Annotated in this window: 10 protein-coding genes; 4 read left to right on the top strand and 6 right to left on the bottom strand. The window is 40.0% G+C overall.

Going from position 1 to position 12013, the window contains the following annotated elements:
- Positions 1–23: 23 nt before the first annotated feature.
- From porD to H1A14_RS15100, 6 genes are all read right to left on the bottom strand, one after another.
- Positions 24–938 carry a type IX secretion system protein PorD gene (gene porD, locus H1A14_RS15125; protein ID WP_194777116.1) on the bottom strand — a complete coding sequence of 305 codons (915 nt, stop codon included), beginning with the start codon at positions 936–938 and terminating at the stop codon, positions 24–26.
- A gap of 58 nt (positions 939–996) precedes the next feature.
- Positions 997–2205 carry a bifunctional phosphopantothenoylcysteine decarboxylase/phosphopantothenate--cysteine ligase CoaBC gene (gene coaBC / locus H1A14_RS15120; protein ID WP_194777115.1) on the bottom strand — a complete coding sequence of 403 codons (1209 nt, stop codon included), beginning with the start codon at positions 2203–2205 and terminating at the stop codon, positions 997–999.
- A 5-nt stretch (positions 2206–2210) separates the two neighbouring features.
- Entirely contained in the window at positions 2211–2528 is a 318-nt protein-coding gene (locus H1A14_RS15115; protein ID WP_194777114.1) for a DNA-directed RNA polymerase subunit omega, read from the bottom strand.
- Between the two features lie 14 nt (positions 2529–2542).
- Positions 2543–3481, bottom strand: coding sequence for an outer membrane protein assembly factor BamD (locus tag H1A14_RS15110; protein ID WP_394355334.1), 939 nt, complete (start codon positions 3479–3481; stop codon positions 2543–2545).
- A gap of 74 nt (positions 3482–3555) precedes the next feature.
- Positions 3556–4272, bottom strand: coding sequence for a T9SS type A sorting domain-containing protein (locus H1A14_RS15105; protein ID WP_194777112.1), 717 nt, complete (start codon positions 4270–4272; stop codon positions 3556–3558).
- 156 nt (positions 4273–4428) lie between these two features.
- Entirely contained in the window at positions 4429–6102 is a 1674-nt protein-coding gene (locus tag H1A14_RS15100; protein ID WP_194777111.1) for an OstA-like protein, read from the bottom strand.
- Between the two features lie 10 nt (positions 6103–6112).
- Here H1A14_RS15100 and tilS point away from each other — a divergent pair, with 10 nt between their 5' ends.
- From tilS to H1A14_RS15080, 4 genes are all read left to right on the top strand, one after another.
- On the top strand, positions 6113–7492 hold the full coding sequence (gene tilS / locus H1A14_RS15095) for a tRNA lysidine(34) synthetase TilS (protein ID WP_228527804.1): 1380 nt from the start codon (positions 6113–6115) through the stop codon (positions 7490–7492).
- Positions 7476–7997 carry a Crp/Fnr family transcriptional regulator gene (locus tag H1A14_RS15090; protein ID WP_194777110.1) on the top strand — a complete coding sequence of 174 codons (522 nt, stop codon included), beginning with the start codon at positions 7476–7478 and terminating at the stop codon, positions 7995–7997. Before tilS ends, H1A14_RS15090 begins: the two co-directional genes overlap by 17 nt.
- 220 nt (positions 7998–8217) lie before the next feature.
- Positions 8218–9156: a malate dehydrogenase gene (gene mdh, locus H1A14_RS15085; protein WP_194777109.1), complete on the top strand. Its 939-nt coding sequence runs from the start codon at positions 8218–8220 to the stop codon at positions 9154–9156.
- Between the two features lie 114 nt (positions 9157–9270).
- Complete coding sequence (locus H1A14_RS15080) at positions 9271–12000, top strand: hypothetical protein (protein ID WP_317174897.1); 2730 nt, start codon at positions 9271–9273, stop codon at positions 11998–12000.
- Positions 12001–12013 lie beyond the last annotated feature (13 nt).

Genomic DNA, 12013 nt, shown 5'->3' with positions numbered 1-12013 from the left:
TCAAAACTAGGAAAAAATACGCTTTAACCTTTTAGGATCTCGTTGTATTTTCGGGAATTATTGGGGTCTATTTTCAAAAGGATTTCTACCGCTTCTGCTTTGATGTCTAAAGGGGCATTCTTAAGTACTTTACTAAGTTCATCCGATTTAGCATCTAAAAAAGAAATGACCAAAATGCTGTTGGGTTGCAATTGGCTGACTTCAGCAATGTTTTGGAGGGAAGCCAAGATGTTTTTAAAACCCTCCTCCGGATTGGTCAGCATGAGGTCCATACCCCTTCGGTGATACAGATAGTAGGCCTCTCTTACCGGGACCATGGCTTGAGAATTGAAAAGTTCATTGGAAAGCCAAAACCTATTCCTCCTATTGGAGGCGCTCATGTCCGTGTCCCATCCTGCCCTAGAGACCACGTTATTGGCTGTTTCAAAAAATGCATCGCCTCCCCGAAAAGAAAAGGTATCATAGTCCAAACCAATGGAAATGATGGCATAAAAAGCCAAAAGGGAAGAGATATTGTTGAAAAAATTAAATTGATTGAATTCCAAAGGCTGGTTTTCCATGAATTCAAAATTAAAACTTCTGTCAATGAAATTGAGTACTAGCGTCTCATAGTTGGTGCCAAAAACAGGCCTGACCACTTGAACCTGAACAGTGGCATTAAAACGGTTAACCTGTGGCATGTCATTGATGGTCATCAAAAGATTTCCCTTGATCCTTTCGTGGGTTCTGAATTCATCTCCTGTCCAACTTCTACCATTTAAAAATTGCTCAAATGTTGATTTCATGTTCTGAAAAACATCGGTTTGCTGCATCCTTGCCCGGTCACTGTTAATGGTAACAGTAAAATTCAGTTCTTGGGCAAGAACATTATGACCGCTGATTAACACAACCGGCAACAGAATCCATCTTAGAATCTTTATGGTCAATTGATTTGGCATGTACCTTTTTTCAAATATAAAGATTAGGCTTCAGAAATGTAAACGAAATGACAACGGCTTAGATTACAATCGGAATGTTTTTTAATCCATCTACCACAATTTTTGCAACGGCGGTTTTTGAAAGGAGAGGGGTAGAAATTTGCTTGCCATCCTTGTAATACAGGGTTACTTTATTGGTGTCATTTTTAAACCCTGCCCCTTCGTCTCTCATTGAGTTTAATACAATCATGTCAAAATTCTTCTTCCGTAGTTTTTCTTTGGCATGTGTCTCCTCTTTTTGGGTTTCGAGCGCAAACCCAACATGGATTTGATGGGAATGTTTGTTTTTCCCTAATTCAAAAGCGATATCCACGTTTTTTCTCAGTGATAAATTGAGAGAATCGCCGGATTTTTTGATTTTTTCGTTAGCAGGTGCTGAAGGTGCATAGTCTGCCACCGCAGCAGAAAAAATGGATATGTTGGATTGAGAATGTAAGCCTTGGCATGCGGAATACATTTCCTCAGCGGAAATGACTTTGTGTACTTTTAGATTGGGATGATTGGGAGACAAATGGCTTGGCCCTAAAACCAAATCGACATTTGCACCTCTTGCAGCGAGTTCCAAGGCTATAGCCGTACCCATTTTGCCACTTGAGTGGTTTCCGATGAACCTGACTGGGTCTATGGCTTCATAGGTAGGCCCAGCAGTAATTAGAATTTTCTTGCCAGAAAAATCATTTTTTTTGGAAAAAAAAGTCAGCACATGTTCTAAGATGTGTTCAGGTTCCATCATTCGCCCCTGTCCACTCAATCCACTGGCCAATTCACCTTCTTCAGCATCCAGGATTTGATGTCCAAAATCTCTGAGGATGGCCATGTTTTTTACCACTGCGGGATGTTGGTACATGTCCAGGTCCATGGCTGGTGCGAGCATGACCGGACATCGTGCAGAAAGATAAGTGGCTGACAAGAGATTGTCGCACAGACCTTGTGCAAATTTGGCCAAGGTATGGGCACTAATGGGAGCAACCAATAACAGGTCGGCCCATAACCCCAAAGTGACATGATTGTTCCATTCTCCGTTTTCTTTATCGTAAAACCGATGGAGAACAGGCCGTTTCGAGAGGGTGGAAAGGGTGAGGGGGGTAATAAAATCAAGAGCAGAAGTACTCATGATGATTTGTACTTCTGCTCCTTCTTTGACCAATAACCTGGTCAGATGTGATGCTTTATAGGCAGCTATGCTGCCAGTAACTCCCAATAAGATTCGTTTACCGTGGAGTGACATTTTAATTATTCAGTTCCCGTTTCTTCGTCAGGATAGCGAAACAAGATCTTGTCTTCCATAAACTCATCAATGGCCAAGGTGGTGGGTTTGGGCATTCTTTCGTAGAATTTAGAAATCTCAATTTGTTCTTTGTTCTCGAAAACCTCTTCAAGGTTATCCACTGTGCTGGCAAATTCAGAGAGTTTGTTGTTCAACTCTTCTTTCATTGCGGACGAGATTTGTTTGGCTCTTTGAGCAGTGATGTGGAGGGATTCGTATATGTTCCCTGATTTGTCTGAGATTTTGTCCAAATCTCTGGTGATGATGGATGGATTAACTGCCATATATATTGTATTGATTAATTTCCTGAATTCGTTTCAGCTTCTTTGAGGGCCTGGGAAGCTTCCAGGTTTCTTTGTTCGGCATCCATTTCAGCTTTTGCTGCTGCCGTTCTTTCTTCATAATCTTTTTTCAACCTGATATGGGATTCCAGTTCTGTTTGGGTTTTGTTGGAAATGTTGCTCACCCGTTTTACATATTTGCTGTCCGCATATTTGCGGTTGAATTCACTGGCAAACTTTAAAGATTCTTTCAATCTTTCTTCTTTCTTGGTAAATACACTTCTTTCACCGTAGGCAGAACTCACTTCTACCAATTGATAAGCAAGTTCCTCATTGTATTTACTGTCTGGATATCTTTTTGCAAAGTTCTGAAAATTCACAATGCAAGCCCTATAGAAATCACCAGGGAAAAGCCCCTGTGTAAGTTTTAAGTACATTTGGGCTTCCTGATAGGCTTTCTCTTCAAATCTTTTCTGAAGGTCATCTATCATTGTCATTGCCCTTTCATAAGAATCAGATTCTGGAAACTTATTGATGAATACCTGTATGGCATTGACTGCGTCCTTGCTACTGGTTTGGTCCAGATTGTAATCCGGAGCGTCCAGATAAAGCGAGTAGGCATTCATGAATAAAGCTTCCTCAGCCAAAGGACTTCTGTTGTAGGTTGAATGAAAATTACTGAAATAATTTGCAGCTTCTATATATCTTTTGGTGTGAAAATGCGAATAGGCATAATTGAATTCAGCAAGTTCGGATTTTTCACTTCCTCTTATGACAGGAAGTACTTTATCAAATAAAATGATGGCTTTGTTGTATTCGCCTTTTTGGTAGTAATCATTGGCAGCGTTATATAGCTCCTCCCAGTTGGTACTTTTTTCTAGCTTATAAAATTGCCCGCAAGAAAATCCAAGCATGGCTATAAGAAGAAACAATATGGAATTTTTAAGCTTTGTCATCATTTTCAAGCTGCAAATATAAGGGATTTAAATTCTGTATCAAATTATTGCTAATCTGTAGGTTGGTTGGCTTACTACCTTTTCACAACGAGCTTTTTTGTGAAAATATTTTTGTTGTCCACAATTAAGGTGTAAAAATAAATCCCTGGGTCTAAATCGGCCACATTGATGACAAGAGTATTGGCATTGGGGTTAAGTTCAAAACTTTGGACTGGATTTCCTATAAAGCTGTTCACCAAAATGGTTGCGTTGGATCGGGGGTTTTTGATTTCATAATCGAGCTGCGCAATTCTATTGCTGGGGTTGGGATAAACGCTGCTGATGCGAATGTCTCTATGGTCCACTTCATTCCCGTCTCCCCCGGGGTTGGATACGTTATATTTAGCTTCTACCATAAAGGTTTCCCGAATGTTTTTGGTATTGACAAAGTGGAGGTCAAAGTTTCCTTTGCCTTCACTGATGCCCAATTCAAATTCAAGGTAAAGATCAGTATAAATTTCTCCGGGATTGAGTTTAAATTTTATTTTAGCAAGGTCTTTTCTGGGATCAAAGCAGGCATCCCCAAGGCATACTTTGAGATTTTGGGATGACCCCACATTGCCACGCAAAAATTTCAGAACATATTCCTGTTCCTCGTTGGTCTCGTTTTGAATGATCAGGGATTTTCTTTGAGAGGTATTGATTTTGCCTTCAAATTCCGGCGCATCGCTTAGTACACGTATCTGCTGAGCCTGGACAAGAGGCACGTATAGCATCAAGAGTGTAAAAATTAGCGACAGAATCTTTTTCATGTAAAGTTTTAATCAATAAGCTGGTCATTTTGGAGTTTTCGCTCACGTCTTAATATACGAATAAAAATACAAATTAGGTTTCGGTTTTTAAAGGATTCGTGGTTAAAAAATGTTAACCTCGATGAAATATATATTTGGGTATGCCGTTTTAGAAGGCTATTCCAAATTTAAGTTTTCAATGAGTTTCTTTTGAGGTATTTTATTTTGATTTTCATTCAATATTTTTTGGATTTCGTCCTCATCCGGCAAAGGCAATCTTACATCAGGCTGATTGAAGAAATTAAACTCTTCCTCTTTCCTTGGTTTTGGTGTCCTCCATGCATAAATGTCCTCCATTTCAGGCTTTTCTTCCTCTCGCCATACAAATCCCTCGAGCCTAAGCTTATCCATTTCGAACAATTGTGGAGGAGTAAAAGTTGCTTCCGGATTGATGGTATGGTTTATTTTTTTAATATTTCCCTCTTCAAAATACATCATGATTCTGCCACAAATCAGTTTATTTAGACCCTTGAGTGTGGTATCATTTTCCAAAGCAAAATAAAGAGACTCTCCATTACCTTCCACATCCAGTTTACTTATGTCACCATCCTTGAAAAAGGCGGTCATTTTTCTGCCTTTTATCTGATTGAAATTATTGATGGTATCTTGGGTAATCGCAAAAGTTTTGTATCTGAGCAATGCCCTGTCAAGTTCTTCATTTGCAATCAGAAAACTTATGCTGTCGGCGGTGATTTGGCTTTTGTCGTTCCACAAGACTGGATCTCGGTAAAGATGGATCGTAGAGTCCGAAAAAATATAGGCCAAGGAATCGGATCGACCAGCCATTTCAGATTTGATCATCCGGACCTTCTCAAACGCCAAGAGGAATTTTTGGGATTCTTCTTCGCCGTCCTGTGAAATCAAAGTATCAGAAATCATGAAAAGGGTATCCATCTCAAAATATTTTTGTACCAAGGCGTTGCCGTAGACCAAGGAATATTTACGGTCTTCCCAGTGCTTACCCTCATCGCCAAAGACCTCAAGGTTTCTTTCTTTATTGAAAATGCTTACGTTCTCTTTTCCTTCGTAATACATGGCTGTTTCATCGTAATAGAGAATTTCACCGGTAATAAAAGTATTTTCGGTTTCTACATCTCCATCAAAAAACCTGAATAACTTGTTTTCAGTATCATAAAAACTTCCCCTTCTCGCATTCAGCTTGTCACCGTCCTTGGAAATGACATTGGTGATGTCTTTGGTTTCGGCGGTTTTTGGAATGGTAAGGTATACCAAGTGGTTGGTTTTAAGTGTGTAATCCGGGTTGACCAACACCACATTCTCTGTGAAGGTGATTCTTTCGAGTTGGGTCTGGTATCGCCCATTTTGGCTGGTCAAAACATTGGTTGAATCAACCACTTTTCCCGAATTGAAATAGTCGGCAACACCGGTTAACCGATTGTAATCAAGGTAGTCGGTATAAAGTGTAGTACCTTCGTTTTTGAAAACCACTGTATTCCTCAGTTTGGCAATTTTGGTGTTACCATCATACTCGGCATATTTGCTGGTAGTCACCACAGGATCTTTTTGGTCGACGATTCTTACGTTGCCAAACAGTTTGGCCAAGTTTTGCTCCTCATAAAAATGGGCTGAATCACAATAGATGAGGCTGTTTTGATGCTTCATTTGAACATTTCTCAACAACCTCTGATACCCCCTTACCCTTTCAAATTCCAACTCCTCCGCAGTGATGATTTCTAAAGGTGCGCCACCCTGATCCGGGGTTTGAGACCAGCCTTCACTATGAAGGAAAAGGGTGAAAAGGAAAATAAGGGTGAAATTCTTTTGGTGCATTCTTTTCGATATGATCGGCAAAATTAACCAAAAATGGTATTTTTGGATTATGCTGGATCAGTTTATCACTCATATACGGGAAAAAAAACTTTTGGATCATCATCAGCGCTATTTGTTGGCCATCAGTGGTGGAGTAGACAGCGTAGTGCTTGCCCACCTGTTGAAGACCACAGCAATTGCTTTTGACATGGCCCACTGCAATTTCCAACTTAGGGATGAAGAAAGTGATGGGGATGAATCTCTGGTAAAGACTTTGGCAAAGGAAATGGGAGTTCAAGTTTATGCTAAAGCCTTCGATACATTAAACTATGCTGAAGAAAAGGGAATTTCCGTCCAAATGGCAGCGAGAGAGCTGAGGTATTTCTGGTTTCACCAACTTTTGGATGAAAAAGGCTATGATGCCATGGTCTTGGCCCAACATGCAGATGATCAATTGGAAACCATTTTGATGAACCTCATGAGGGAAACAGGCATTGAGGGGATTTATGGCATGGCTGAAAGGAGAGAAAGGATAATTCGACCCCTTCTGATATTTGACAAAGAAACAATTATTAAGTATGCCCAAACCGAAAAGCTGACTTGGAGAGAAGACAGTTCAAATGCATCCAATAAATACAAACGCAATTATATTAGAAACGAGCTAATTCCGATTCTAAAGGAAGGAAACCCTGACGTATTGACCACCATGTTGCAGAGTTTTGAAAGATTGAAAGATACTGGCAAGGCTTTTTTTCATTTTCATGAAAACTGGTTGGATCAAAAACTCAAAAAAGAAGGAAAATACCAATATTTGGAAATTACAGACCTGAAGAATACTCCGGGAAGAAAATCATTGTTGTATTATTGGTTGAGGAAATTCGGGTTTAACTACGATCAGGTTGAACAGCTGGACCAATCAATTCATAATGAGGGTTCAGGTCAGTCCTTTCTTTCCCTTGGATTTTTACTCAATGTCGATAGGCAAGCACTTATTCTAGGTCCAATTCCCCAAGAACTTTTGGACCACAAGATCCTAAAGGAAACAGAAGTGGAGTTTAGAGTAAACGACAAAGCCTATCACATGATGCGGCTTAGGCCTCCGTTCAAACTGGACAAGAATTCTGAAAATGCCATGCTGGACCAGGATCGCCTGACTTTTCCACTGACGTTGAGACTTTGGGGTGAAGGTGACAGATTTCAACCCCTGGGGATGAAAAACTTTAAAAAAATCAGTGATTTTTTGATAGATTTGAAAGTACCCCTCATTCATAAGAAAAACATTCATGTGCTTTGTTCCGGTGAAGATATAGTATGGGTGATCGGTTTGAGGATAGATGATCGGTTTTCGGTAACCACACACACCAAAAATATTTTGTATTTAAAAGAAAAGAGTCATGATCAATCCCTTTAAAAAGACCTACAGTAAAGCAGAATTGGAGGTTTTTGAATTTTTGTCTCAGGTACGGTTTTTTGCAAGGCTGAAAAATTTAGAGATGGCGAGGCTAATTCCTGCGATTCATTACAGAATGTACAGAAGGGATGAGGTTATTTTTTTCAGAAATGATCCCAGCCAGGCTTTCTATATCGTCAAGAAAGGATGGGTCAGTCTTAACATAGATATCAAGGATAATTTTGAAAGCATCAGTGACCTTAGAAGGGGGGAAGCTTTTGGAGAAAACTCATTATTAGAAGGCAGTAAAAGAATATATTCGGCTATTGTACTTTCAGAAGAAGCCGAATTGATGGTCATTCCAAGTTTTGCGATGCATGAATTGTTTGACAGTGATCCCAAAATCAAGGCAAAAATGATGACCTCGCTGGCTGAATTTTACAATGAGAACAACCACCGGCTTTTCAAATCATACCAAAGTTCTTTTGGTTTTTTCAAATTAGGGCAAATGTTTGAACAACGTTGAGTCCAAATAGGGAAAAGAATGAAACTTGGGTCGTCAGCAGTTAAAATTTTTTTATGGAGGGACACTTTTTTTCGTTAGACCGGAATCGTATCTACATCCACCTTCCATCCAAAATTACTTTCAAGTAATTATTTGAATCCTTTAAAAAGCACGCTTTGATTACTAACTTAGCGCAGTTTTAAAAAAATAAAGTTATCCGATAAAAATTAATCCATAAATCATGACAAAAGTAACCGTAGTTGGAGCCGGTAATGTAGGTGCTACCTGTGCTGATGTATTGGCATACCGAGAAATTGCAGAAGAAATTGTATTGGTAGACATCAAAGAAGGAGTAGCCGAAGGAAAGGCCCTTGATATTTGGCAAAAAGCCCCTATTAATGTATATGACAGCAGGACTGTGGGAAGCACCAACGATTACACCAAAACTGCTGATTCTGATGTAGTCGTGATTACTTCAGGTTTACCGCGAAAACCAGGAATGACTAGGGACGACTTGATTGAAACCAATGCTGGAATTGTCAAATCTGTTACGGAACAGGTGGTCAAACATTCCCCTAATGCCATCATCATTGTGGTTTCCAACCCTTTGGATGTCATGACTTACCAGGCTCATATCACCTCAAAACTCCCCAAAACCAAAGTAATGGGCATGGCTGGTATCCTGGATACCGCCAGATATAGGGCCTTTATTGCCGAAGAATTGAATATATCTCCCAAAGAGATCCAAGCTATTTTGATGGGCGGACACGGTGATACCATGGTTCCTCTGCCAAGATATACCACGGTAGCGGGAATTCCTGTAACCGAATTGATCGAAAAATCCAAACTGGATGCAATCATCGAAAGGACCAAATTCGGGGGAGGTGAATTGGTTAAATTGATGGGTACATCTGCTTGGTATGCTCCGGGTTCTGCAGCGGCGCAAATGGTGGAGTCGATTGTCAAAAACCAAAAAAGGGTATTTCCAGTCTGCATCAAACTAGATGGAGAGTACGGCATAGATGATTGCTATCTGGGTGTACCTGTGATCTTGGGTAAAAATGGTATTGAAAAAGTACTTGAACTTGAGTTGAACAAGGAAGAAAAAGACCTATTGGAAGAGTCAAGAAACCATGTAAAAGAGGTCATGTCTGTATTGGACAAAATCTCCCAAAAATAGAATAGGCTATATGCCGGTCCGGAAGTTAATCTCCGGGCCACCCTATTTTTTTTAAGATTGCTTCTAAGTGAAATAGGAGCATGCTTGATGTACCTTTAAAGTCAATCTTCTCTCGTGAGAACCCTAAAAACGCTGCTAATCATACTCATATTGCTGACTTTTTGCTTGGCAGGCTATTTTATTTTCTTTAAAAATTTTTTCGATAAAAAACTGGATGCAGCGGACTTGGTGGATGGAAATGCCATATTTCTATTTGAAACCAATGAGCCCATTCAGGCATGGAATGCCTTAGTCGATCAACCGATTTGGAATAGACTGTCCGATATCCCTTCACTGAAATTGGTAGAGCAGCAATTGTTGGACTTGGACAGCTTGTTGGGAGGAAGTGGGCAGTTGGACAAATCCTTGAAAGGAAATAAACTGGCTATTTCCCTGCACCCCACAGGAAGAGAAGATTTTGATTTCCTCTTCTCTCTTTCCTTTCCGGACAATGATCAAAAGGAATTTCTGAAGGATTTGGAAAGTAAACTCAGAGGTAAGGGCCAGATAAATCAAAGGAATTACAGTGGGAGAACCATTTATGAATACAGAAATGCAGAGAATGAAGGCACCTTAAGTTACAGTTTGATCCATAACGTATTGATTGCCAGCCAAACTTCCTTCTTGGTGGAGGATGCCATTAGACACGATGCAAGTAATGATTTGGTAGGGTTTAAGGAAAAGAACAGGGCCCTTTACACTTCACTTCCTCACCCCAAGGGCCTAGGTGTTCTTAGAATTGATAGCCAAGGTTTGGGTAAATTTATAGAAGGAATCAGTGCGAATGCCCTGCCTGTTTCTCTCCAAAGTTTTTCTAAATTAGGCGTTTCCGCCAATCTTGAATTGCAATTTGCAGCCAACAAAGTCTTTATGGATGGTTTTGCTTTTTTTAAAGATGGTCAAAAGGTGAATTTTGGACATACCACCTCCCAGACAGTAGGATTGTTCAGCAATTTCATTTCCAATAGAACCGCACTTTTTTACCAATACAATTTACAAGATGTCAAGCAGATCAGAGAGATTCAACAAGAGGGATTCCAAGGTAGGAACACTGTTGAGGCAGATATTGAAAATTTACTGCTAGACAAATCCTTTCTGGAACAACTTAGCGGAGAAATTGGGTATATGGTGCTTGAAAATGACGGTTCGGAAGGTACAGACCAAATCATGTTGCTTGGAACCAAAGATATTCAGGGACAACTCGCACTTCTGAAAAATTTCAGTCTTTCCATCAATCAGGAAGACAGCACACATTGGATGGCGGATTATTACCTTGACAAAGAAATCTTCCTGGTGGAGATGGAAGAATTTCCAGCACATCTGTTTGAGGGTCAATTCAAAGGTTTCCAAAACACCTATATCGCCCAAATGAATGACATGCTCATATTTGGCAATAATTTAAAGGCCATCCGGATTTTTCTTGATGACCTTTATATGGACAATACTTGGGGTAAATCCATTGTGCATAGACGTTTTTTGGAAGGCATTTCAAAAGAGTCTGGATTTAATTTCCTAATCAACATCCCCAGACTTTGGAGTACCATTTTGCGAAACAGCACTCCAAACTGGAAAGTACTGTTTCAAAAATATGCTCCACAGCTTCAATCTTTGGATTTGATAGCGCTTCAGTTGAGTGAAGCAGGTGCCAACCAATACGTTAACCTTGAGCTTGGTTACAACCTAGCACCCATCAAACCTGTAAAGGATGTGACGCTGGAAGAAACCAAATCCTTCAATTTCCCACAAAAGTTAACTTATGGGCCCATTTCTCTCCAAAATTTCAATGACAAAAGCATAGATTTTTTGGTTCAAGGAGCTTCCAATCAAATTTATCTTTTGAACGGAGAAGGGGATATGATTTTTTCTCAAGCGATAGATGGTCCCATTGTATCACCGGTTTTTCAGATTGATTTTTATAAAAACGGCAAACTGCAACTCTTATTTGCGACCGCCAATTCGATCCACGCCTTGGATAGATTGGGAAACTCTTTGCCAAATTACCCCATTTCAAGGCCAGGTGATGCGCCCTTTACCCACCTCAGCTTGGTGGATTATAACAACACCAGAGATTACAGGTACTTTGTCGGAAGCTCGAATGGTGATTTGTTTTTATTCAATCAAAAAGGAGAAGCTCTTGAAGGATGGAATCCTAAACCCACCCGTGGGCCTTTGGCCAATGCACCTGCCCACCACCGCATTTCAGGTATGGGAGATTTTATGGTTAGCCTCAACAAAAACGGGGAACTCTATTTCATGAACAGAAGAGGGGAAGTAAAAGGTGGAAATCCCATTCAGATTGGCCAGAAAGTAAATACAGATTACGCCTTGATCCAAAGAAGTAAATCATCTGAAACACTTTTGACCACAATTACAGAAGATGGGGAAATTGTTCAGGTGAATTTCAGAGGGGAGCTTTCTTTCCGAAATCAGCTGACCCGGCCTGATAGGGAAACTAAATTTCACTTGGTTAGGGATCAGTCCAGCAATCAACATGTATTTGTAGTAAACTCCTTCAACAAAATTTCCATTCTAAATCAGGAACTTGAACCACTTTTTGAAAAAAACATCATGTCAGATGAGTTGACTTTTCAGTATTTCACCTTCGGAGGAGATAAGAACATTTTCGTTGTTATAGACCCTATTCAGGAGTTCATCTATCTCTACAACCTTAAAGGAGAGCTATTAAATACCCGACCCATCAATGGTGCGCTTCCCATCCAAGTAAAATATTCTGGTAGTCAAAATGAATATAGCATTACTACAGTCTTTGAAAACAGGTGGTCAGAATTTAAAATGCCTTTGTAAGACACATGGGTAG

It is taken from the genome of Pararhodonellum marinum, from assembly GCF_015354735.1.
Taxonomy (GTDB): domain Bacteria; phylum Bacteroidota; class Bacteroidia; order Cytophagales; family Cyclobacteriaceae; genus Pararhodonellum; species Pararhodonellum marinum.
Note: the sequence above shows the minus strand (reverse complement) of the source record. Positions and strands in the feature narration are given on the sequence as shown.